Here is a 23,871-nt window from a genome sequence, read left to right on the forward strand (position 1 = left end):
TATGTGCATGGATAAATATCAGCGTATTGTTAATTGAAAATATCCAATGTCGCTGAAATACGAGTTTACCTGAGGTTCTGCAATGAGAGTTCAAACAAGATTCATGGTCTTATTATTGGTCCTTATTTCATTAAGTATGTCTGCAATGGCTGTTGTTGCATTAATGCCGTCACCATCAACTATACAGATGTATCCATCTTATTATCAGAATAGTGTTAGTGACAATGTTAGTATGACAGTCAGAGTCATGGGCAATTCTATACCTTTAAATAATATTCTCGTGAATTTCGGCACAAACTTGGGTTACTTAAGCTCAACTTCAGCGGTGACCAATTCCTCAGGATATGCTCAGGTATTTCTTACGACCACAGAATCCGGGCTTGCAACAGTAACTGCGACCACTGGGAGTATTTCTAACACTACAAATATAACTTTTTCACCTCTCAGACCAGCAAGCATCAGCATGGTAGAATCGGAGGACCCAGTGACTGCCGGAGATGTTTTCAATGTCACGGTTGATACTTTAGACCAGTTCGGAAATATCAATGAAACTGCTGAACTGGCCTTGAACGTTACATTTGAAGATGTTTACGGAAATACCATTCATCAGATAGATATCAGAAATTCATCATATACATTGGCTCAGATACAGGCCAATAGTACGCATGTGGATATTACAAATACGACAATTGCTGATCCGGATGTATTATTAGAGATCAATTCTACTGTTACAGGCAATATTAACATCTATGCTTCATGCGGAGAAATTACTAGCACAGAGGATATTGAAGTTAAACCAGGCGCACCATTCAGGATGTTCACAAGTTATACTGATGAATACACTGTGAACACGACTTCAGGAATAACTGTATTTGTTTATGACTTTTATAATAACCCTATAAATAACGCTTCTGTCCTTTTTAATTCAACTCCTCCAGATCACACGCCATATAACAGTCCATATGAGTACAATTCATTGCGACTAAGCAATATGAACTCGGTTACGGGAATTGATGGAATTGCTTCGACAGTATTCAGGACAGACAAAAGGGCAGGTAATAACACCGTTAATATTACAGTCTCAAATACTTCTTTAGCTACCGAGATTCCAATAAAAGGACTTGCAGATGTGGTTGATGGTCTTTCCTTTACACGTTCCCCTACATTTGCCTATGCTAACAATCAAGATACATACAATCTTACATGTCAGGCTGTGGATAAATTCCTCAATCCTATTATTCCAGAAGTATCTCCTATAACAGAACAGATTGTTTTCTATAGCGGCAGCAGTTCTGCAATACTTCCTCTCAATGAAGAGGGAAAAGCAAATATTAAAATGGGCCCCAGTCCATATGTTGAAAATGTAGATGTCACCGCCACATATAGGAATTCCAGCGGGTACACGAACATCACCAATTCTACAACATTGGAATTCATAGCAGGTGACCTTTTCCATCTTGATATGTATGCTTCGCCAGATACTCTCTTAGCTCAGGGTTTGAACGGAACTCATGAAAGTACGGTTAAAATGATTGCACTGGATCAGTGGGGGCATACTTTACCTGGAATTGATCTTACTGTAAGTACTACGAATGCTACAGTAGGACATCTTTTAATGGATAATATCAATGCCACGAGTATAAATACAACAACAAATGCCTTTGGCAAGGCGACCTTAAATTTTGTGTGTGGCGAAGTTCCAGGAAATACTACAATTGTTGCAACTGCAGGTAATGTGAACGCATCCGCTATCTTCACAGTCAAAGATGTACCTTTCCTAAATGCATACATAGATGTGGAACCTGAATCCCGCCTGAAATCCGGTCAGGTTGTTAACGTAACTACAGTTGTCTCCTTTGAAGGAAATCTCCCTGTCACACGACCAGCGTCAAATGCCATGTTAGTGCTTGACCGTTCCGGTAGTATGGACCCTGATTATTATGCAGGGACACCTCTTGATGTTGTGCTTGTTATTGATCGTTCGGGGAGTATGGATGGAGATGCTATGCTAGCTGCAAAGACAGCATCCAAGAAATTTGCAACGAACCTGGTTTCTAACTCTCAACTGGGAGTGGTATCTTTTGCTTGGGAGCCATTCTTACCAAGCAATATAGATCTGGAATTAACTCCACTTAACTCATCTGAAAACCTGCTTCTTGTCAACAGTTCTATCGATAAATTACATGCAGTTGGAGGGACTGCAATGGGAAATGGTATGGCAGATGCCAATTCTATGCTCATAAACAATGGTCGCTCTAATGCTCGTAAGGTAATGATCCTTCTTACAGATGGATTGACAAATCAGGGTGTAGATCAACAAGGTACAGCTGCTGTTAATCTGGCAAAAACAAATAGTATCACCATTTTTACTATCGGTCTTGGAGATGAGATTGATGAAAGCCTTCTCAGAACTATTGCTTCAGATACAGGAGGAAAATATTATGCTGCTCCCAGCAGCTCTGATTTGGCTTCAATATATAATGCCATTGCACAGGAAATATGTGATTACGACATCACAGATATAGAATATGGTTTTGAGGGTTTCACACCATATTCTTACAACTTCAACGACTCAATATCAATTCAAGACCGTTACATTCTCAGCTTCCAAGGGTATGATCTTGATGATGTATTTGATGCAAGTCCATTTTATGGTGGAACAACTGCAGGAGAGTGCCTTATCAGGGTAAATGGTGAGAATTTTGTACTGGCTCCTTCAGTTAGTACTTCTGCTAATAGTGGACAATGGAAGACGTATCAGTACGACATTACGAATTACATACATGCCGGTGAGAACTCAATAACTTTCTATGACTATTATGACTACACTGGTTCCAGGGATTATTACGACTATTATAGAGATTATGAACCAAATCCGAATCCACCTTATATTGGCAATAACAGGGTAAGGAATGTGGTAATATCTGACATCGGTAGTCAGATAGCATCGTATCCGGCAGAAACTTCCCTGAATGAAAACGGATATGGTATCTCGTTTAACAAACCCTTATCTTCTGACTATTTTGAAGATAAATTTGAGATAAATGAATCCATCAATGATCTTAAAGTGAAACTTCAATGGGAGCATAGCTATGCAAATCTTGATCTCCAGTTGATAAGCCCTTCAGGAAAAGCTTATGGTATTGGTTACGATACAACAGGTTATTATCCTGGAACTGATGGCAAATCTGAATATATATGGATAAGTCCACTTTCCGGTCTTTATCCGGATAGCGACACAGATACTGTGGAATTCGGTACCTGGACCATTCGTGTAACAGGCATGGGTGTAAATGATCTGGGTTCATGGCAGGAGAATTTCTTCGTATCCACATATATCGATAAGAAGAGTGCAACCCAATTATCATCTCATGTTTTCATGTCCAGCTTTAATGAAAGTGATGGCGATAAAGCAGGACTTGTGCTTTATAGTAATGAAGGAGTCTCTTTGACTGATACTCAGACCACTTATATTCTTAGTAACAGTACATGGGTTGGCTATTTTACTCCGGAGACAGCTGCTCTGTATGATCTTACTGTCTCATGGGAGGATTCCTCTGACATGGAGGTCAAACTCTATGATGGAATAGACATTTTGTCTTCTTCAAGTGGCACAGGTGAATCCTCAGTATCTTCTTTGCTCTCTGCAGGGAAAACCTATCATCTGGAAGTTACAAAGGGAGGGACTGATCTAAGTGATACTCAGTTCACTGTCGAAGTTTCAAGTTCACAAACGGATAGGATACTTACTGCATATTCAGAGTCAGGTTTACAGAAACCGCGCTTCAGGGCATGGGACAAGGATGATTCCCAATGGTCTGATGAACAGTCAGCAAAATCAGTAACTGGAAATCTATATTATACAGTAATGGAAGCAAATCCTGTCAGAGCCGAGATAATGATGCTAGCGGGTACCAGCCAGGGTTATGTCGAAGCTCAGGTATGGGACGGTTCATGGGGATCAGTTAAAACAGTAAGCAAGATGTTGACTTCAAATGCGAAAAGAGGTTTTGACGTTCAGTATGAGCAGATCTCGGGCGATGCAGTCGTAGCTTACATTGATGGAAGTGTCAATTCCATGATTCCTCGGTATATGGTTTGGGATGGTTCTTCATGGAGCTCTCCAGCTGCCGTAAGTGGTACAGGTAGTGATGCCATTTACTGGGTAAAGCTTGCAGCAGATCCGAACTCTGATAAAATGGTTCTTGCAACTCAGGACCGCGGAGGAGTCATACGTGCCCAGATATGGGATGGTTCCAAATGGGGCAACTCTGTTGTAATAACAAACGCGGCTAATAGTTATAATGGATATCAGTGTTTTGATGTTGTATACGATAATAGTGGAAGAGCCATGGTCGTCTATGCGGACTGGCAGATATCTCAACAATATTTCTATTATACATTAAAATATACTTGTAATGTAAATCTAAAATCGTATATATGGAATGGAGTTTCATGGACCAGCAAATCTATTGGTTCTTTCACACCATATTCTCAATCAACAACTAACACTTACGACTGTTGGGTCACAGCAGCAGCGGACCCAACTTCAAATGAGATCATGGCAGCTCATCAGGATGCTTATGGTGTCCGTGTGGGTATTTGGAATGGTGCATCATGGTCTTCCTATTCTTCTCCAACCACTGTGAAATATCCTAGTGCCAGGGGCATTGATGTAGGGTATGATTCGATTTCAGGTAATGGAATGATAGTTTTGGGAGATAACAGCTATAATCCAAAATATGTTGTATGGAACGGAGTATCATGGAGCAATATCGCTTCTGCTTCAAACATAGGCACTTATCCAAAGTGGGTGCAACTGACTTCTGATCCCACTTCAAATGAGATTTTCCTGATGACATCTGATGATACGAGTGACCTAAATATTCAAAAATGGAGTGGCTCATCATGGGGAGCAGCATCAGAGGTCGAGACATCAACTTATAAAGACTATGAATGTTTCGATATCGCATTTTCCATGCAGGATGAATCTTTCCAGAATACTCCGGTCCTGTGGAATGAATGGACTGCAAGTGTCGCATCTTCATTCAATAACAATTCGCTCTCACACCTTGAAAATTCAATAGATACAATAACAGCTGATGGTATGACAGCCATTGATGAAGGACTACTTGCTGCGAACAATGAATTAGTTTCAGCAACGGGTAATTCTACGGTAGTCCTGCTGACAGACGGAATAGATAATGCAGGCTACCATTCCTTGCTGGAGCAGGCATACCGGGCAAAAGAGAACAATACGGTCATATATACAGTAGGATTCGGTAACAGTGAATCTGAAGTAGACCCAATTCTTGCGGATATTGCAAACATAACCGGAGGCGAATATTATTTTGCGCCAAACTCAAGTATTCTGAAGAATATTTTCAAAGATATTGGTGAACAGATCACAAGTTTGTCAGTCGAGGGACCTGTAATGAACATCCAGATACCTCGCAACTATGATATTAACGGAGTTAAAGCAACAGTTACATTCGTAAATGGTAGCACTAACAATACAAATGGTAACTTTAGCACCTTCATCATTCCGAAATCTCCGAGAACAGCTAATGCAGAGCCGATAATTACGACTATGAGTGATAGATCAGTACTTACGTGGCATCTTCCTAACCTGAACGCAGGGGAAAAATGGGGACTGTGGTATCAGATGGATGTGCAAGGACAAAATTCGGTGCCCATTATCCTATCAGGATCAAACATTACCTATATGAACGAATTCTTTGATACCGAATACGTGACAGTGGATCTGCCCACTGTAAGTGGTGATGTATATGCTGATAGCACTCTTTCAATAGTGACTCAGCTAGCGGGCCTAACTGTGACTGCTGATAAATCTACTATCCTAATTAATGAGCCTACTAAGCTGACGTTATCTGTGAAGGATGATGCGGGTAATCCTGCTAATGCTATTGTGACCCTTTACAGTGATCTTGGTTATTTCAATGATCATGAAAACCCGATCACCTTACCTGTGAATGGTTCCAACAGCGTGACTTTTACTACAACCACTGCAGGAAATGCTTACATCATTGCCAATGCATATAATGCGAATGATATCACTGATGAAGAAGATTGTGAAGAAACGCTTGTTGTCAGACCAAAAGGAAAGATCAGCATAAGTTAAACCTCACATTAACGGTTTGTTTTGTTAGCAGCAGGCCACCTTTTTTGGCCTGTTATTTTCATTTTTTCTTTTTCTTTTTCTCCTAATCACATTTTGTTGCTGTATTCTTTAAAAGTAATACCAGAGACTGCACACTATGCAAATATAATTATTTTTAGAATAATTTATATATTAAGTGTTCTGTAATTCGAGTATGAACCAAAAACGATTCTTTTCCAGTTTCTTGAAGGTTCGGTTCACAGATCAGGGAATAAGTCCTGTTATAGGAACATTGTTGATGTTGACTATTACAATGTTGCTCATAGGAGTTACTGCTGTTTCCCTTGGTGGAATACCTAACCCTCTAAAAAAGGGTCTAACAGCTGATGTGGAAATAGAATTTATAGAAGGTGGCGTACCTAATGAGATCAGGTACAGGGAGAATTTCATAACGCTGGCGCATGAGGGAGGTGATCCTCTCCCTCTCGAAAATATACAGATAGTTATTGTTGGCCAGGGCAGCAGTTATACAGGAGTGGTGGCACATGGAGGGACGATTGTGAATGGAGATGTGCAGGTAATATACCAAGATATATGTCCTGCAGGAAAAGATCCACATTATGCTACACGTAACCCTTGTATAGCAGACGGTTATTGGTCTGCCGGGGAAGTTATTGTCCTTAATGGTGATGATGGGTTCGGACACAATTCAACGGTAAAAGTGCAGGTGGGAAGCACTACGAATACTTCGAATAACTTTGGTTTTCAGAAAGGAACAAAAGTTAACATAAAAATAATAGAAAACGCATCGCACAGGCTGATCTCAAGCTGTAATGCAAATGTAATAGCTGCAAAGAAAATCTGAACCCAAATTATTAGTATAGAAAGGTATTAGGTAGTGCGATGAGCGGACAGAGAGGATACTTAAAATATTTTTCCAAAGAGCATTGTTATCCTAACCAGCAGGATGCTATGGAAAAGATATATTCCGCACTTCTTAGAAAAGAGGTTATACTTTTCGAGGGTGCTTGCGGTACTGGCAAGACCCTTAGTTCTCTTGCTCCTGCGCTCTTTGTGGGTAAACAGTTGCAGAAAACAGTTATCATTGCGACCAATGTACATCAACAAATGGTGCAGTTCATTAGCGAGGCTAAGGAGATAAAGCGGGGAAATGACGTCAAGGTTGCAGTGGTAAAGGGTAAAGCTGCCATGTGTCCTCATGAAGTCGATTATGAGGAATGCCGTCTCAAGAGGGAAAATACCTTTGAGCTGTTAGAGCTGGAAAAAGAACTCGATCTGAAGAAAAAGGAACTTAAATCTGCCTCTGAGAACTACAAACGTTCCAAGGACCCCGCCCTCATAGCTTTAAGAGACGCTCTGTTCAATGAAATAGAGGTTTCTGAACAAAAGTCTCGTGGTGTAAGGGAAAGGGCATGTAATGATCTCTACGAAGTGTTGCGTTTTGAAAGTGAAGTATTCAGGCAGTGGCTTTTTGCTGATGTAAGAACCCCTGAGGAGATCAACGAGTATGCTACAAAAAAAGGCATGTGTGGTTACGAATTGCTTAAAAGGGAGTTGAAGCATGCAGATCTTATCATCTGCAATTTCCACCATGTGCTGAGTGCGGAGATATTTTCAACATTGCTTACCTGGATGGACAAAGAGCCTCAGGATGTCATAGTAATATTTGACGAAGCACACAATCTGGAATCTGCGGCACGCTCGCATTCTTCTGTAACCATCACCGAACATACCATTGAAAAAGCCATTGCAGAGATAGAAGCTAATAAAGATGATATGCCCGAAAGCCGTGCATCTGACTTGTTTAAAATGCTGAACGATATCATTCAGGAAACATACAATAACAGGTTCAAGTTCGGTGAAAGGGAAAGAGTTGGCAGGCTCTGGTATGATATGCGTATCAGCGATCCTTATGAACGCAATGATATGATAAGAGGCAGGTTCATGAGGCAGGCTCTGGAAATGGGTTTTAAGGACGAGGCTGCGATACAGCTTGTGCTTTCCGAAGCCAGCGAATTTGGACAAATGCTTGACGAGGAATATAAAGAGCAATATAAGAAAGGTCTAAGCAAGGTGCTGAAAAAGTCGCATATACGCTATGCTGCGGATTTTCTGTCCTCCTACATTGTCCTGTCCAATGATCACCGTTATTATCCTATCATGAATGTGCGCAGGGATTTGAGCGATGTTATATATGGCCGTCTGGAGCTTTTCACCTGTATTCCCAGCAATGTGACAGAGCCTCTTTTTGCCTCTGTATTCTCGGTCATCCTCATGTCTGCCACACTGCGGCCTTTTGATATGGTTAAGGCCACTCTGGGTATAAAGCGGGAAACGTGTGAACTCGCCTATAGCACATCATTTCCACCTGAAAAACGTCTTACTATAGCAGTTGATATTCCTCCGCTGTTTGCAAGAAGCAGGGATGACCCTCATGCTCTTGAAGCAGTGGAGCAGGTACTTGTAGATTCAATTGAGCATTCCAAAGGTAATGTAATAATCTTTTTCCAGAGCTCGGCTGAATCCAGAAGGTACTATTCAAAACTTAGCAACAGACTAAATGTACCCACGTTCCTGGATGAGGCGGGAGTGTCTTCTCATGAAGTGAGAGAAGCTTTCTTTGAGCTTGGTGAGAAGGGAGGAAAAGGTGTGCTTTTCTCATATCTATGGGGCACATTGAGCGAAGGTGTTGATTTCCGGGATGGTAGAGGTAGAACAGTTATAATCGTAGGTGTCGGCTATCCTGCCCTCAATGATAGGATGAATGCCGTGGAGTCAGCCTATGACCATTCTTATGGTTTTGGAGCCGGATGGGACTATGCTGTGCAGATCCCAACTATTCGTAAGATAAGGCAGGCTATGGGAAGAGTAGTACGTTCTCCTATGGATTATGGGGTAAGGATATTGCTTGACGGACGTTTCCTCACCGATTCCCGTCAAAGATACGGAAAATTTGCAGTTTTTGAAATATTCCCTCCAGATGAAAAAGAAGAGTTTATAGATGTCCAGCCTGAAAAAGTCAAGTTCTCTTTGATGAACTTCTTCGAGGACAATACATAATTCAGAAAATTCAGGACAATTTATATCATGTATGGATCATAAACCTATAAAACGTAGTTATCGACGTTTATGGGAGTAAATACCATGGGACTTGAAGACCTGATGAAAGAAGTTTCCGGTGAACTTGAAAGACTTGTGAGTACCAAAACAGTGGTGGGAGATGCTGTAACAGTTGGGGATATAACTATCATTCCCGTAACCAAGGTTTCTTTCGGTTTTGGTACAGGCGGCGGAGAGGGCAAGAGTAAAGATAATGAAGAAGGTTTTGGCGGCGGCGGTGCAGCAGGTGCAAAGATAGAGCCTGTGGCTTTTATCGTCATGTCCAAGGATGGAGTTCGTTTAATGTCAGTTTCGGGGAAATCCGATATAGGTGTCCTCCTTGACTCGGTACCCGGTATTATAGAGAAGATAAAAACGATGAAAGCAAAAAAGGAAAAGAGTAACAGCGATAACAATGATTCTGAGACAGTTCCAGAGGATGAAGGATCTGTTAAAATAGAGGTAGAAGGACAGTAAACAGGGTAGGAGCACAGATAAAGGGACTTTCTTTATCTCTCTGTCCTTTGTCTTTCTTTATTTGGTCTGGGTGTACTATGTTCACTGCAATACAGTTTGTACAGATAGCAGTGCTTGTAATCCTATTGCTTATATTGCTTGTACTGTTCTGTGCCATAGATCTGGTAGTGGACCTGAAAAAAAAAGATCAGAATATTTCCGGAAAAATAATGATAAAGTGGCTCTTTCTTTCCTATTCCAAAGTGTTCTACCCAACTGAGCCCAATACTTCTATTTCAAAGAAATTACAGGGTGCCTCTGAAAAGGAAAAAGTAGAAAAATCAGCCCCTATCACTGTAAAGGGTGCGGAAGAAGTACCTGAAGAAAAGGCCATAAATGAATCAAAAAGTTCAGAAAAGAAAAAAGAATTGAAGGCTAAAGACATATTTAGAATCTTCAATAATATTAAAAAACCTCTTCTCAGGCTTTTCAAGGGTACAATATCCAATATCAGATTGCACTATGGAAAATGTGATCTTTGTTTTGGACTTCCTGACCCTGCGGATACAGGTATTTTATGTGGTTTTCTTTATGGCATATTTGGTTTTTTGCATCAGTACTGGAAGGATTTTTCATATTTTCTGGAACCCAGATTCCATGAAAAAGCATTTAATATTCAATTGATGGCTGATGTGAGGATACGTATTTACAGATTCATTCCGGTGTTCTTTCGTTTTGCACTTAACTGGGGAGTGCTCAGAACTGGATGGTTACTGGTGCGCACCTACATATGAACACTGTTTGGATATATTGGGTCCTATATTGTATCTCAAGTGTCAAAGTTTAATAACATGCAGTGACGATTAAGACCTGAATGATCAGAGTAAAGTCACCTTCCAGAATTCACATGGGTCTTATAGATATGAATGCTGAGCTTGGAAGAGTGGACGGTGGGGTTGGATTGTCTATTGACTATCCCCATGTAGTTATCTCAGCGGAGATCGCTGATGAAATAGAGGTTATAGGGCACTCTTTGCTTGCACCGCGCATGAAGGCAGCAGCAAAGGTTTTGCTACCTGAAGGGCAGGGTATAAGGATAACAATTGAAGAAGACATGCCTAATCATGTAGGTGTCGGTTCAGGAACTCAGGCAGCTCTCTCTGTTGCAGCTGCGGTGAACAGGCTGTATGGCCTGGGTTTGAGTGTGAGAGAGATGGCAATTGCTGTGGGCCGTGGTGGCACTTCCGGTATTGGTGTCGCATCTTTTGAAAAAGGTGGCTTCATAGTTGATGGCGGGCATAAGTTTAAGGATAAGGGTTCTTTCTCTCCTTCCTCGGCAAGCAGGACACCTCCGGCACCTGTGCTTTTCAGGGAAGATTTCCCGGATTGGGAGATAGTATTGGCTTTGCCGGGAGAGGACATGCATATAGGAGCTCATGATTCTCAGGAAGTGGACATATTCAGGAAGGAATGTCCCATTCCATTGCAAGAGGCACAGGCAGTTGCCCATGTAGTCCTTATGAAAATGATGCCTGCTATTATGGAAAAAGACATTGAGGCTTTTGGAGAGGCAACCAACCTTCTTCAGGGACTGGGTTTCAAGCGAAGGGAAGTAAGGTTGCAGCATCAGGCTGTCAGGGATCTAATGGAGCTTTTACAGGACAGTGGTGCCTATGGTGCAGGCATGAGTTCTTTTGGTCCTGTAGTATATGCATTTACGGACAATCCCAAAGATGCAGCTAATCTGAAGAAGGATGCACAGGCATTCCTGGATAGCACCATCGGCGGTAAAGTACTAGTTACCAAAGCCAACAACACCGGCGCTTCTATCTGGGGGGAATGATTTGAAGGCAATTACATGGTTTGGCACGCTGAAGCTCTCAGACAACGGCGAGATCGAAGAATGCTCTTTGTTGGAGAAGGATCCTGAACAGTTGGCTGAGCACATGCTGCTTGCTGTGGAAAAAGAAGAGCTGCCTCCACATAGCCTGGATATGAGGGAGCTAGCGCTAGGGTGCGGTTTTGTTGAGCTTGAAGAGGATTATGATGTGCTGCTTCGGGAAGTTTGCATAAGGGCAGCCAAGCGTCAGATTTCCATGACAGATACCGATGACAAGCGTATCATCCAGGCTGTAGAGGCCATGGATGATATTGATAAAGCAGCTAACGAGCTTTCTGAAAGGCTTACTGAATGGTATGGTGCGTATTTCCCGGAACTGGAGCTGACAGCAGAGTCCATAGCAAGGTTCGTGGCAAGGTTTGGTTCCAGGGAGAATGTGCCTGAAGATCATAATATGTTTGCAAAGGCCAGCGGTTCCATGGGTGCGGAACTGTCTTTGGTTGACGAGGATCTTTTACGCAATTTTGCATCCAGCCTTTGCGGGCTATATGATACGCGCAAGAATCTGGAGCAGTACATTATGAATAATATGGGTGCGGTAGCTCCTAATCTTACAAATGTGGCAGGTGCTCCTCTGGGTGCGAGGCTCATCAGCCTTGCCGGAGGACTGGGGAAGCTCGCGGCCTTTCCTTCAAGTACGGTGCAGGTCATAGGTGCAAGTAATGCCCTGTTCAAACATCTGAGGTCTCGTGCTCCGTCTCCTAAGCATGGTGTGATATTCAATCATCCGTTCATCAAGGGTGCACCGTGGTGGCAGAGGGGTAAAATTGCCAGGGCATTGGCAGCTAAGATAAGTCTGGCTGTGCGCATGGACGCTTATGGCGGAAAACTTGACCCTTCGATAAAGGAAAATCTTGAGCGTAAAGTGGAATCTATCAGGAAAGCTCATCCAGAGCCTCCTAAGAAGCAGTCCACTAAGGTCACAAAGCCGGGTCCGGGAAGGGCAGGCGGCAGACCAGCTAAGAAGCGCGGCGGTCAGAAAAAGGGTGGCATGAACAAAGGCGGCAAGAATACAGGTGACAGATCGGGAGGCAGACCTGCATGAGAATTGAGCAGTTGTCAGACGGTATCTTTGAGGTTATAATCGACGACAGGAAGATACTGGCCACGCATAATCTATTTCCCGGCCATAGCGTGTACGGTGAGCGGCTTATGGATGTGGATGGCGTGGAATACCGCCAGTGGGACCCGCACAGGAGCAAGCTGGGTGCTATGGTGCTCAAGGGTTTTGACATTCCGATTGAGTATGATTCTCATGTACTGTACTTGGGGGCTGCATCAGGTACAACTGTGAGCCATGTTTCTGATATCCTGACCGATGGTCTGGTGTACGCTGTGGAGTTCTCCCCGCGCACTATGCGCGATCTTATCAAGCTGTGCGACCAGCGTCCTAACATCATTCCCATACTTGCGGATGCCAACCAGCCCAGGTCTTATGCTCATATTGTGGAAACAGTGGATGTTATATTTCAGGATGTAGCCCAGCCCAACCAGGCTGAGATAGCTGCTATTAACTCCAAATGCTTCTTAGAAGACGACGGACACCTTATGCTTTCCATCAAATCCCGCAGCATTGACACCGTAGCCAGTCCAAAAAAGGTATTCAAGGACGAGGTCAAAAAGCTGGAAGGCGATTTTGCTGTGGAGTTCGAGGTACTGCAACGCAAGGAACTCGATCCCTTCCACGAGGACCATCTGGGCGTGCTGGCACGGATGTTTGTGGAAGGTGAGGAAGAGGATTAAAGATAGTTAGTAGAACAGATCGAAGAGGTGATCACACCTCTATTTTTGAAGCAGCCATTTCCAGATGGGTTTTACAAATATTTTCTTTCCTTCTATCTCTATTTCATCTTCAGTGTCATCAGTGAGGATCAGACCTTCTTTCAGCTTGTAAGCTTTCATAGCATCAAGCATTCCATCTAGTTCTCTTTTTCTGGTATCAGGGTTTTCGAGACTTTGAGTCACCTGTATTGCTTCTGTTATGTTGTACCCATCCCTTATGACAAAATCACACTCTTTATTTTCTTTATGATAATACACTTCCTTGGATTCTCTTTTCAGTTCCATGAACACAATGTTCTCAAGGATTCTCCCATAGTCCTCTGATGTCCTGAAGCCCAGAATTCTTGCAATAGCAGTGTCTATAAAGTAGACTTTTTTATTGGAATAGACTTGTACTTTAAGGGAAGTCGAGAATCTTGGTAAAAGATATGCAAGGTAGCTGTTCTCGAGGTACTCAAAGTACTCTTTTATTGTTGTTGCACTGGAAAGTCCAGTCAATTTCCTGATATTGTTGTAACTGATTTCCTTTGCTATGTTTGATGCTGCAAAGTAGACCGTAGTTTTCAATGTTTTTTCGTCTTTGAGATTGTATCTTGTGATTATATCCCGATAGAGTATGTTCTCGTACAATGTCTTGATATATAGTTCATCCCTGTTCTTCACGAATTCAGGTATCCCGCCGACTTCAATATACTCATTGAAGTACCTTTTTATTGTACTTTTTTCAGTGGTTGTCAGTACTTCCGATATTGGCAGCTCGTATTTTTTAAAATACAGAAACTCTTTGAATGAATATGGATATAATGAATAGCTCAGGTGCCTGCCGGTAAGATGGGTTCCCATCTCACGGCTCAACATGCTGGCATTCGAGCCGGTAACATATACCTTCTTTCCGTTGTCATGGAGTCTTCTTACGAATCTTTCCCAGCCCTGTATGTTCTGTATCTCATCAAAGAAGTAGATATTTCTCTCACCATACAGTTCGATTAGCAGTTCCTGCATCATCTGAAAATCAGCTATTGTGAAATCAAAAAGCCTCTCATCGTCAAAGTTTACAAAATAGCTTTCATGAAGATTATCTTTCCTGATCTCGTTCATGAGTGTTGATTTCCCTGCTCTTCGAAGCCCGGATACTATAACGATAAGATTAGATCTTTTTTCTTTTATCTCATCCAGCATCTCCCTTTTGACCAGCTCTCTCACATCTTTTATCTGATCATTCTGCTCTTTCAGCAGGGTTTTTAGTTTCTCTCTGTCCATATTCCATATTGGTTGTTCTTTGTTTATATGTATTTGGTTTAATAGACCAAATAATAAGTAGTTTATTTGGTTTAGCAAACCAAATTAATTGAATGATGTTGATTTTTCTGTGGTTTGTAGTTATAAGGCTGAAAATAATGTCTCTTAGAAGGAGTTAAAAAGCTGGAAAGTGATTTTGGAGTAGAGTTCGGAGTGCTGCAACGCAAAGAACTTGATCCATTCCACGAGGACCATCTGGGCGTGCTGGCTCGGATGTTTGTGGATAAGTAAAAGAATTAGGTAGCAGATGGGTTGTTTTTAGCATTTTCTATTAAATTAAGCCCATTTTCGATGAGTTCTATTATACTGGATTCTTTTTCTATTGCTATTTCCCGTAATTTCATAAGTGATGTCTCATATATATTTGTGGCAGACTTAAAATCTGTTGCGATTGCAATTATGTTCATTTTTATTAATGCTTTCAATATTTCCATTATAGTGGCTTCGAGTTTATTTTCAAATGCTATTTCTCCCATTTTTTCTAATGCTTTTGACACCCTTAATACATATAATAAATTTCGGTTTTCTGTTTCTCTAATCCCTACTTTTCCGAGTGCTTCTGCAGCTACCAATGAAGCCCATTTAAAATCTTTTTTGGTTGCCTTTATTCCTATTTCTTCAAGTGCTATTGCAGATTCCCATATAGCTCCTTCAAGTTCTTGCTCATCTGCATTTTTCCATATTTGATAAACACATTTTATTATAAATAAGGTTGAATCACTGTTTCCCCTATTTGCTGCCTGTATCCCCAATTTTGAGATATGTTGTAGAATATTGCCTGCAATCTTTTGGTCTTGTTTTTCTTCAAAAAGACCTGCTTTAAAAGTTAAAATCGTAGAGTTTTTTATGGCAATAAGCCCATTTCTCACGGTTTCATAATCGTTTCTTTCAAGAGCAGCATTTATCATATCGATTATTGGTTGGACTGGGTCTTTATCAGCTATTTCTCCATCTTTTTCCAAAGATTCAAGAATTCTCTCTTTTGTAATATCAGCCGCTAGCAATTTAATCACAGTCGAAGGCTTCAGCAAATCCAATGTCTTCAACATATACGGAACCAGGCACACAAAAGCAAAGAATCCCAGAAAATAAGCTGCAAAAATAGCAAATTCCATGTTGATACCTGCAACACCAATATCTATTACCTTCAGCAGCCCAAGCCCATAGAAAATAACAACAATATAGATGCTGAGCAGTATCCACATGTCAGGGTTGTTTTTGTAAACATCAATAACCCTTGCAGAATATGATTGGGCTGCAAGCTGTACTGCTACGAGGCTCAGGGTTATGACGAGGGCGATGGTAGCTGCTAGACTCTGCACAAGGGCGCTGATGAGGTAGCGCTCGTTGTCGAAGAAGCCCATGTTTCTTAATTCTGTACTGTTATAGTGTGGGCCATTCGGGATTGCAAAATCAGGATTTATTGCCGTGAAACTGATGAATACTAACAGGAATATTATAAGTAGGGAACTAAAGAGACAAAAATAGAAAAATATCCGATTTGACCATGATGGTCCTTCAAAATTTTCTCCAATATTTTCCAGTAGCATCCTCGTAAATAGACAGTTCCAAGAAATATAAGATTATTGAAATGAAACAGAGAACTACTGAATTATTAGATGTACATCAGTCTATGTCCCACAGAAACATGACAACAACATGTACAGATCAGTGCATTCATTACTGCCCGGACCCTGACGCGGCAGGCCATCAAATATCTCAAAAACTGCAGATTCGCCCATAAAGGGACATGCTGATAATAGATTAATTTTTTTTGGCACCGGGCAGATCTCAAATTGGATTTCAAAATCATCTGCCACAAATTATTTAAGGCTGCCAGGAACAGAATTCTTTATGAACATGCATTCTCTTCCAAAAAATTCCTACTTCGCTGACAAGACAATAATTCCGGGATGGGATGAAGAACTTGAATCGGCCTTTTCTGTCTACAAAGATCCATACATAGCGGGAAGGATTGTGTCAAGACATAAAACTAACTGGGAAGTTCTCATTTCAGGCAATATCATCAAAGCCGGATTATCCGGTGCACTTTTACGAATCGGTAAACAGCCGGTAGTGGGCGATTTTGTTGTTTTGCTTTACCAGGAAGAAATTAATTCTTATATAATAGTCAATGTCCTACCCCGAAAAACATGTCTTTCAAGAGGTGCTGCAGGCGACAACAATGAAGAGCAGGTAATTGCTGCAAATATAGATATTATTTTTATTGTAATAGCAACAGGAAAAGACCTTAACCTGCGAAGAATTGAACGCTACCTCACAGTTGTATATTCATCGGGTGCAAAACCAGTAATTGTACTGAATAAGGCAGACCTTACAGATAAACCCGCTGAAGCTGTTGATAAAATCAGAAATATTGCAGGTGATGTTCCTGTTATTGCTATCAGTGCCCTTTCAAAAGAAGGTCTGGATAAACTTGAGACTTATATTGCACCAGGCAAAACTGTGGCACTTGTGGGATCATCCGGTGTTGGGAAATCCACATTGATAAATGCATTATTTGATGAATCTGTCCAGAAAACCAAAGATATCCGGGAAGATGATGAAAAAGGTAGACATACAACCACAGTAAGGCAATTATTCCTGCTTCCAAACGGAGGAGTAATTATTGATAATCCGGGTATCCGGGAGATCCAGCTCGGGGACAGTTATGATGGGTTTGAAAAAGCTTTTTCTGATATTGCCAGAGTAGCTGAAAAATGTCGTTTCAAAGACTGTACACATGATCAGGAACCGGGGTGTGCAGTTCAAAAAGCAGTTCAGGAAGGAAGTATTGCAAAGGAAAGACTGGATAGTTACCATAAATTGAATGCAGAACTTGCATTCCAGTCAGAAAAAGCAGAAATAGGACTGAAGAGACTTGAAAAGAAAAAATACAAAGGAATGCAAGTCAGTCCCAGAATACTTAGGGAACATAAAGAAAAAAGCTTATAATAAGAGCTGAGGTTCCTTTAAATCAACTTTTAAAGGACCCTAATATGAGTAAATCTTATGAACTTCGATATTTGCATGAATATCAGGTAAAAGCATCAATTATCTATTAGGAGTGTACAATAACTCTACACTCAAAATAACAATCATCAGTCTTCAAAAGCTAGATATCCTATTTGGTAAGGATAGATACAAACACGTTTCTCAGGGTCATTCATATAAAGAAACACGTTTAAGATGGTTCTAGTTCATTCTTATAAAAGCAATATCATAAAAAGGGGATTACAATAATGGGTAGAACAAACGTAAAAGTTCGTCTTCTGGAACACACGCCTAATCCGGAAAATGTCGTAGCCATGGCGGCTAAACTCTGTTACTCGAATGCAAATATAGGAGAGTTGCTCGAAAAAATAGAATCAAACGACCAGTCCAATTTCATCAATGGTCTGGTTGCCATGGGCCACATGTCTCCTATAGAACATATCAGTTTTACTTTTGGCATAGAAGGTGTGTCAAGAGCATTCCTTGCCCAGATAACAAGGCACAGGATAGCCAGTTTTTCAGTCAAAAGCCAGCGATACACAAAGGCTATCGGCGATGGCACAGGAACATTTGCGTATATCCTTCCACCACAAATTGAAGCATTAGGCGAGGAAGCCGTCAAAAAATACGATGAGCAGATGCGTACCATGCAGGTATGGTATAATGAATGGGTCGAAGCCTTAGGAAACAAAGGAGAATCTTCTAACGAGGACGCTCGTTTTGTCCTACCCAACGCAGCCGAGACAAAAATGATTGTTACATTCAACGCCCGTGAGCTATTGCATGTGTTTTCATATCGTCTTTGCAACCGAGCCCAGTGGGAGTTCAGAGCAGTTGCTGATGCCATGCTCGACGAGGTCAAAAAAGTAGCCCCTATCATATTTTCCTATGCGGGTCCACATTGTGTACACGGAGTATGCCCTGAAGGCAAAAAAAGTTGTGGCAAGCAGGCTGAAATGAAAGCCAAGTATGGAAAAAAAGACTAGACCAGAATATGTAGAACTCATAAATAGTTCTACATATCTGCCTTTCAACTTTTTCTGTAATTTATCTGTGGATCAATGACCGAGCTTTTGAAACAATTCCCTTTGCAGAAGATATGATATTTTTTGGAGACTTTGCCTCTGGAGATTTTACCTCCTCATTTTTAGTTGCTCTTCTTCCCAGATACCATGTGAAGATCTCCGAATAAACTATTATGCCAATGAGCGTGGACCAGACGAACAATAGAATATGGTAGTTGTTTATAGGCACATTCCCTTCTGCAAGCATTACATGCCTGAAAGCAAGGAAAGACAATGCAGTATCAGGTATTATGAAAATACACGCGACAGGTACCAGTAAAAGAGCAAGTATAGCAACTGCTGAAGATACATACACCATGAGTAATATCGCCAGCAAGGTTAGCAGGGCGAATATCACTAGTGAGATTGCAGAGTACGTAATGTCCATGGTATCCTCAGACGGTTTTTAATCAGCAAATACTATTATATTGTTAATATATTATTTATATGCTTTTCTTACTAAAAAAAGCACCACTACAGGTATCATGGATACAATACAAAACAATCCTGCAAAAGAAGATACCAGAAAACCAGCAGCCTGCACGTTTGTAAGCTCACTAGCCTGTGTTTCATCTGCAACAGAATTTATGGCAGCAGTTTCAGTTTTATCAATCTCTTCATCAGTAACTGCATTATCAATATACATTTCAATCTGCTGTGAGTAAACCGTTGCTTTCTTCAGAGTTTTATCAGTATAATCAACCTCTAATTTTGGAAGTGTATATTCGCCCGGTTCTGAAAATGTAATTTCATATGTTTGATGAGCTGTTTCTCCAGGTGCAAGTTTACCCGACCACTCCGGACTGCCACTAATAATATCAGCAGCCATGTGCACATTGTCATGTGCAGTGACATCTACTATCTCATCACCTTTGTTTGAGATCTGCAACGTTACAGTAACAGTTTCCCCTTCTACTGCATATTCACTGCTTACTGTCTTTTCTGCCACTACATAAGAGCCATTTACCAGTAATTCTGGTTCTGCTGATGTTACCTCATACATATTTCCATTATCTTCCCATGTAGCAACAGCATTGCCTAAAGTAAAATTACCAGGAATTGTTGGGTTTGCAGTGTACGTTATCTCATTTGTGGTATGAGGGTCTATCTGCATCTCCCACTCAAGCTTTTGTGTATCTTCCAATTCAAAAGACTCTGGTACACTATCGCTTACTGTTAATTCAATAGGTATATCATTAGTATTTTTCACTTTAAGACTAACCTTTAATTGTTCATTCGTTGAAGCAACAATTTCTCCAGATGTACTTTTATTTCCATTGATTGCCTTGGTTATGGATATATAAGGTCCTACAAACAACTCATGAGTATCAGTTGCATAGTATGCATCTCCTGAGTAATCACTACCCGACACCTCTGTAGTGATTGATATATTTCTCCCGGATGCTGCTGCAGGGACTTCAAGTCCCAGATCCACTGCCATTGTTTGCAACGGTGTCAAAGTATCCAATGACAATGTTTGTTCATCAAACACACCTTCAGTAGCTTTGTTCTCTATTTTTACTTCTCTTAGAGTTAAAGTACCATTGTTGGTTAGCCTGAGAACGCAGGAAACAGGTTCATCAGCCTCAAAAGTATCATTCAAAGGAGATAAAGCAACGTTAACATCTGGTTTCCCAGGTCTGTAAGTCTCAATGAATGCCTGTGATTTAGCCGCATTTATATAAGTCAGCCTTATCATGAATTCATTGTCATATTTTTGATAGTCCCTCAAAGCAAAAGAATTCTCATATTTACCGGATGGAGATGTAACTGAGATATTTACTTCTTTACTGGAGACATTCGTTAATGAGATTGAATATGCCCCATCCTGAATCACATCTCCTTTTGAAAGTGAGACTTTAGATGTTGATAATACCCATACCTTTTCATATTCGTGCCCATACACATCCACAGAGATTTTTTCCGATGTGATCGCAGTTATTTCGATCTTAAGATCATTGTCATATATTTTCTGGCTGTTGGGACCTGTATCAACATAATACTCTTTTTTGAAGTCGTTGTTCTTATATAAGAGGATCACAGCCGATGGTTCTGAATCTTCCTGGTCCAGGTTATAGACCTTCAGCGTATATCTTTCAATGCTAGCCTTCTCACCAAGACCAATTTCAAGACTTCCTTTATAGACCCAAATGTCCTCGTGCTGGAAATCATATGCACTGCTAGGGTGGATGAAAACCAGCAATATTATCATTAAGAAAGTAAAAACAATATGTGCTGTTCTTTTCATATCAGACCTTCATATGTTGTTTTTGAACTACCGTGGCCAGCAACCATAGTAGCAGGACAGCAAGGCACATGTATCCTGCAGCCCACGCAAAAGCTTCCGTACCTCTTATGCTATCAAGTGAAAGCCTTGAAACAAGATTAAGAGGAGAATTTGTATACAGGTATGATGACATAAACAGCAATATCAATATCAGTGAATAGAATAATTGGGCTGTTCCTCTTTCTCTGCATGACATAGCTATTATACTCCCTGAAGTTACCAATATCAGGGACACCATGGTCACTATAAGAAGTATCTCCATTAAGTTACTGATGTGTATGCCATTAAGGGTTAGCAGTAATATCCATGCAATGGATTGCACAGGTGCAATAGCAGTCGCGACCAGTGTTTTTCCTCCCACTATATCAAGGAGTGATACAGGGGAAGCAATCAGTAACTCCAGGGTCTTGCGTTCAAATTCTTCGGTTATCATGTCGATAACAAGCCCTCCTGATATGAACGCAGGCGTGAACATAAGTAGTGGCAGAAGTGCTACATAAATGAACTCCAGTTTACTGGAAGATGACCCTCTGTTTCCCCGTATTATCTGAATATCAAGAGGTGTGTATCCATCAAGACGTTCTGTTCTCACGCTTCTTACACTTTGCTCGAATTTCTCAAGCGGCTTTTTCAACTGCAGAGAAACAATAGTTGCTTTCAGTTCGGACCTTGGCAGATATATGTCCAGGTTGATCAGATTATTGCCTTCAGCCGTTTCATTAGGTATGTTTATGATAGCATCTATCTTCCTGTCATAGAAATCGCTATACGCTTCTCCGAAATCTGCATACTGAACAGGCTCCAGATCGCTTATTTTCATCAGCTTGAAGAGTTCTCCTTCATTGTCCCCAATAACTCCTATCTTCGATTCTTTCATTTGCATGCCTTGCAGGGCCATAGGGTCATAGAAAGATGTAAGACCTACAACAAGGAAGGCAGAGAAGGAAGCAATGAACAACTGAACAAGTACGGAAAGCATGAATGTCTTTTCAAGTAAAAGACCTCTGTATTCCTTTCTGGCAATGGACATTATTTTTTTCGGGTACACTTTTGTTTTATCCAAAAAGAAGCCCCCTGAGCAGGTAAGTATTGTAAATAGTATGTATTGCCGTTGCCACTAAAAGGAAAAATACATAATATCGATGACCGGTAAAGTGCATTCCCAAAGAAGTGACTGCAGTGGTTGTTACATGTAATAATAGAGGTATCAGAAGCAATGCACCCATTGTCATTACTGATCCGAATGCTGATGATGCGATGGGTGCAAGAGTTATCACAGATACGAGTTTCTCTCCAACGAAGAATCCACCACCTGCAAGCAATGCCAGCATCCCTGCAGTTTTCAGGTCCGCTGGTTTTAACTTTCTTTTAATGAGGGTGTAGATACCTATGGATTTTGCAATCTCTTCCACCAAAGCTGAGAGTATTATCATTGCAATGATTGAGTAAGGAAGAGGCAGGTTAAAGAGCATCACTATCAGCATCAGTTGAGCCATGTATACAAAAGGAATTGATACAATGCTAAGAGCAAATACTGAACCCCACTGTGAGGACAAGAACATTTCAATGCAGTCCACTACTTTTTCGGGTATTGTTTTCTGGCTGAAAAGATCCTCTTCTCTGAAGATGGCCGTACCAAAACCATAGAGGCTCAATGCAACGAGATAAAAGGGCAGTGTGGAGAATACATATTTCCCAAAAGTAATGTCTCCCCTTTCTATCAGGTTCACTATAAGTGTCATTGGTGATATTGAGCTTACTGTATGAACATTTGCGAACATCGCAGGGAAGAAAATGTATCCTGAAACGATTACCGAGAAGAATACCATAGCAAACGTCAGTTCTTTGAAGCTGCGGGAAAATATGGCTGCTATAAATGATAATGAAAAGAACAGGAGCAATACAGGAAAAATCACTGCTATCATTGCGAGGGCTGTTCCCAATTCATGGATGTCTGAAGGACTTTCTATGTAAAGTGATATTACAGATAGCAGGAGCATGGCAACAAGCACATATGGAATGCTTTTTCCAAGCACTATATCCCTGCTTCTGAGTGGTGCCACAAGCAGCAGCTCACATCTGCGGTTCGTTCTCTCTTCCATTATACTGGAAGAATAGAACTGAGATACAAAGTAGATTGGAAATATGAACAGGAAAGAGTAGAGTATTGCTGTGAAAGGTATAGGTGGTGTGAAATTTGAAGGCGTGGCAATAGTCTGCCTCTCAAATAATGTATTAGAATTGGAATTATCCAGATCTTCCAGTTCTTCAGGTGAAATAGTTGTCGAAGCGCGTTTACCCATTCCGGAGTTCCCTTTATACTCTCCGGAATCATCGACATTTCCACTCTCACTATCTGAAGACTGTTCTCCATCTTTTGTAACGCTTCCAAGCACTTGGAAACTTTCAGGCCTGTCAAGATCATGGATAGTTACCCATACGGGATGGCTGTTATTAATATCGTTATATGATGAAAGGACAGTTTCTCTGTAATTAATGAACACTTTTTCTAGTGCATCAGCTGCCGCAATTGATTTTTTTGTGCCTGAAATATATGCACGATTATCCTCAATCGTTATGTCTGCATTCTGATCATTTGGAGTTAATACGTCGAATCTGTCATCACTGGCTATGATACTGTTCAGCGATGGCGAAGAGGATGCAACACTGTATATCCTTTGGTCCAGGTTCATGCCCGTAAGAGATACTGCATAAGATACAACTGCAAGTAGCAGTAATGTGATAGTAATCGCAAGTATAGACTTGCGGCTGAACTTCATTCTGGATCTGAGAAATTCCCATTTAGCAACTGTATACCATCCTGACATTAAAATATATAATGTATTTA

17 protein-coding genes and 1 pseudogene are annotated in these 23,871 nt (G+C 41.0%); 11 read left to right on the forward strand and 7 right to left on the reverse strand.

The genetic code is table 11. The features are described 5' to 3' along the window. The first annotated feature begins 82 nt into the window (after positions 1–82). From ACC612_RS01905 to ACC612_RS01940, 8 genes are all read left to right on the forward strand, one after another. A complete protein-coding gene (locus ACC612_RS01905) occupies positions 83–6,142 on the forward strand; it encodes a VWA domain-containing protein (RefSeq protein ID WP_371852777.1) in 6,060 nt (2,019 codons plus the stop codon). Positions 6,143–6,335: 193 nt separating this feature from the next. Further along, entirely contained in the window at positions 6,336–6,986 is a 651-nt protein-coding gene (locus ACC612_RS01910) for a type IV pilin (RefSeq protein WP_371852778.1), read from the forward strand. A gap of 38 nt (positions 6,987–7,024) precedes the next feature. Further along, entirely contained in the window at positions 7,025–9,202 is a 2,178-nt protein-coding gene (locus ACC612_RS01915) for an ATP-dependent DNA helicase (protein ID WP_371852779.1), read from the forward strand. An 84-nt stretch (positions 9,203–9,286) separates the two neighbouring features. Beyond that, positions 9,287–9,718: a GerW family sporulation protein gene (locus ACC612_RS01920; RefSeq protein WP_371852780.1), complete on the forward strand. Its 432-nt coding sequence runs from the start codon at positions 9,287–9,289 to the stop codon at positions 9,716–9,718. A 77-nt stretch (positions 9,719–9,795) separates the two neighbouring features. Further along, on the forward strand, positions 9,796–10,491 hold the full coding sequence (locus tag ACC612_RS01925; RefSeq protein WP_371852781.1) for a DUF2953 domain-containing protein: 696 nt from the start codon (positions 9,796–9,798) through the stop codon (positions 10,489–10,491). 80 nt (positions 10,492–10,571) lie between these two features. After that, positions 10,572–11,540 (forward strand): beta-ribofuranosylaminobenzene 5'-phosphate synthase, encoded by a 969-nt coding sequence (locus tag ACC612_RS01930; RefSeq protein WP_371852782.1) that lies wholly within the window; start codon positions 10,572–10,574, stop codon positions 11,538–11,540. A gap of 1 nt (position 11,541) precedes the next feature. Continuing rightward, positions 11,542–12,642, forward strand: coding sequence for an NOP5/NOP56 family protein (locus ACC612_RS01935; RefSeq protein WP_371852784.1), 1,101 nt, complete (start codon positions 11,542–11,544; stop codon positions 12,640–12,642). After that, complete coding sequence (locus ACC612_RS01940) at positions 12,639–13,340, forward strand: fibrillarin-like rRNA/tRNA 2'-O-methyltransferase (protein WP_371852785.1); 702 nt, start codon at positions 12,639–12,641, stop codon at positions 13,338–13,340. Before ACC612_RS01935 ends, ACC612_RS01940 begins: the two co-directional genes overlap by 4 nt. A 39-nt stretch (positions 13,341–13,379) precedes the next feature. On the opposite strand, the gene ACC612_RS01945 is transcribed toward ACC612_RS01940, so the two are convergent. After that, positions 13,380–14,639 carry an ATP-binding protein gene (locus ACC612_RS01945; RefSeq protein ID WP_371852786.1) on the reverse strand — a complete coding sequence of 420 codons (1,260 nt, stop codon included), beginning with the start codon at positions 14,637–14,639 and terminating at the stop codon, positions 13,380–13,382. Between the two features lie 147 nt (positions 14,640–14,786). On the opposite strand from ACC612_RS01945, the pseudogene ACC612_RS01950 reads away from it, so the two are divergent. After that, positions 14,787–14,909, forward strand: a pseudogene (locus tag ACC612_RS01950) (fibrillarin-like rRNA/tRNA 2'-O-methyltransferase); the annotation flags it as partial. A 5-nt stretch (positions 14,910–14,914) separates the two neighbouring features. Here the strand turns inward: ACC612_RS01950 and ACC612_RS01955 are convergent. Further along, positions 14,915–16,228: a DUF2254 family protein gene (locus tag ACC612_RS01955; protein ID WP_371852787.1), complete on the reverse strand. Its 1,314-nt coding sequence runs from the start codon at positions 16,226–16,228 to the stop codon at positions 14,915–14,917. Between the two features lie 81 nt (positions 16,229–16,309). Then, positions 16,310–16,498: a hypothetical protein gene (locus tag ACC612_RS01960; RefSeq protein WP_371852788.1), complete on the reverse strand. Its 189-nt coding sequence runs from the start codon at positions 16,496–16,498 to the stop codon at positions 16,310–16,312. 34 nt (positions 16,499–16,532) lie between these two features. On the opposite strand from ACC612_RS01960, the gene rsgA reads away from it, so the two are divergent. After that, positions 16,533–17,633, forward strand: coding sequence for a ribosome small subunit-dependent GTPase A (gene rsgA, locus ACC612_RS01965; RefSeq protein WP_371852789.1), 1,101 nt, complete (start codon positions 16,533–16,535; stop codon positions 17,631–17,633). Between the two features lie 287 nt (positions 17,634–17,920). Next, the gene (gene thyX / locus ACC612_RS01970) at positions 17,921–18,658 is read left to right on the forward strand and encodes an FAD-dependent thymidylate synthase (RefSeq protein ID WP_371852790.1); all 738 of its coding nucleotides are present in this window, start codon (positions 17,921–17,923) and stop codon (positions 18,656–18,658) included. Between the two features lie 61 nt (positions 18,659–18,719). Here the strand turns inward: thyX and ACC612_RS01975 are convergent, their stop codons facing one another. From ACC612_RS01975 to ACC612_RS01990, 4 genes are read right to left on the reverse strand one after another with little or no spacing between them, the layout of a single operon-like run. Next, positions 18,720–19,124 carry a hypothetical protein gene (locus ACC612_RS01975; protein ID WP_371852791.1) on the reverse strand — a complete coding sequence of 135 codons (405 nt, stop codon included), beginning with the start codon at positions 19,122–19,124 and terminating at the stop codon, positions 18,720–18,722. A gap of 51 nt (positions 19,125–19,175) precedes the next feature. Then, positions 19,176–20,984, reverse strand: coding sequence for a hypothetical protein (locus tag ACC612_RS01980; protein WP_371852792.1), 1,809 nt, complete (start codon positions 20,982–20,984; stop codon positions 19,176–19,178). Between the two features lies 1 nt (position 20,985). Further along, positions 20,986–22,086: an ABC transporter permease gene (locus ACC612_RS01985; protein ID WP_371852793.1), complete on the reverse strand. Its 1,101-nt coding sequence runs from the start codon at positions 22,084–22,086 to the stop codon at positions 20,986–20,988. Continuing rightward, complete coding sequence (locus ACC612_RS01990; RefSeq protein WP_371852794.1) at positions 22,079–23,851, reverse strand: ABC transporter permease; 1,773 nt, start codon at positions 23,849–23,851, stop codon at positions 22,079–22,081. Before ACC612_RS01990 ends, ACC612_RS01985 begins: the two co-directional genes overlap by 8 nt. Positions 23,852–23,871 lie beyond the last annotated feature (20 nt).

The sequence above is a fragment of the Methanomethylovorans sp. genome (assembly GCF_041447285.1).
Taxonomy (GTDB): Archaea; Halobacteriota; Methanosarcinia; order Methanosarcinales; family Methanosarcinaceae; genus Methanomethylovorans.

What these genes read in the sequence shown, in the direction of transcription:
- ACC612_RS01980 (WP_371852792.1), bottom strand. Translation starts at nt 20,984, where the DNA reads ATGAAAAGAACAGCACATATTGTTTTTACTTTCTTAATGATAATATTG.
- ACC612_RS01905 (WP_371852777.1), top strand. Translation starts at nt 83, where the DNA reads ATGAGAGTTCAAACAAGATTCATGGTCTTATTATTGGTCCTTATTTCA.
- ACC612_RS01920 (WP_371852780.1), top strand. Translation starts at nt 9,287, where the DNA reads ATGGGACTTGAAGACCTGATGAAAGAAGTTTCCGGTGAACTTGAAAGA.
- ACC612_RS01990 (WP_371852794.1), bottom strand. Translation starts at nt 23,851, where the DNA reads ATGTCAGGATGGTATACAGTTGCTAAATGGGAATTTCTCAGATCCAGA.
- ACC612_RS01910 (WP_371852778.1), top strand. Translation starts at nt 6,336, where the DNA reads ATGAACCAAAAACGATTCTTTTCCAGTTTCTTGAAGGTTCGGTTCACA.
- ACC612_RS01915 (WP_371852779.1), top strand. Translation starts at nt 7,025, where the DNA reads ATGAGCGGACAGAGAGGATACTTAAAATATTTTTCCAAAGAGCATTGT.
- ACC612_RS01930 (WP_371852782.1), top strand. Translation starts at nt 10,572, where the DNA reads ATGATCAGAGTAAAGTCACCTTCCAGAATTCACATGGGTCTTATAGAT.
- thyX (WP_371852790.1), top strand. Translation starts at nt 17,921, where the DNA reads ATGGGTAGAACAAACGTAAAAGTTCGTCTTCTGGAACACACGCCTAAT.
- ACC612_RS01925 (WP_371852781.1), top strand. Translation starts at nt 9,796, where the DNA reads ATGTTCACTGCAATACAGTTTGTACAGATAGCAGTGCTTGTAATCCTA.
- ACC612_RS01975 (WP_371852791.1), bottom strand. Translation starts at nt 19,124, where the DNA reads ATGGACATTACGTACTCTGCAATCTCACTAGTGATATTCGCCCTGCTA.
- ACC612_RS01955 (WP_371852787.1), bottom strand. Translation starts at nt 16,228, where the DNA reads ATGCTACTGGAAAATATTGGAGAAAATTTTGAAGGACCATCATGGTCA.
- rsgA (WP_371852789.1), top strand. Translation starts at nt 16,533, where the DNA reads ATGAACATGCATTCTCTTCCAAAAAATTCCTACTTCGCTGACAAGACA.
- ACC612_RS01940 (WP_371852785.1), top strand. Translation starts at nt 12,639, where the DNA reads ATGAGAATTGAGCAGTTGTCAGACGGTATCTTTGAGGTTATAATCGAC.
- ACC612_RS01945 (WP_371852786.1), bottom strand. Translation starts at nt 14,639, where the DNA reads ATGGACAGAGAGAAACTAAAAACCCTGCTGAAAGAGCAGAATGATCAG.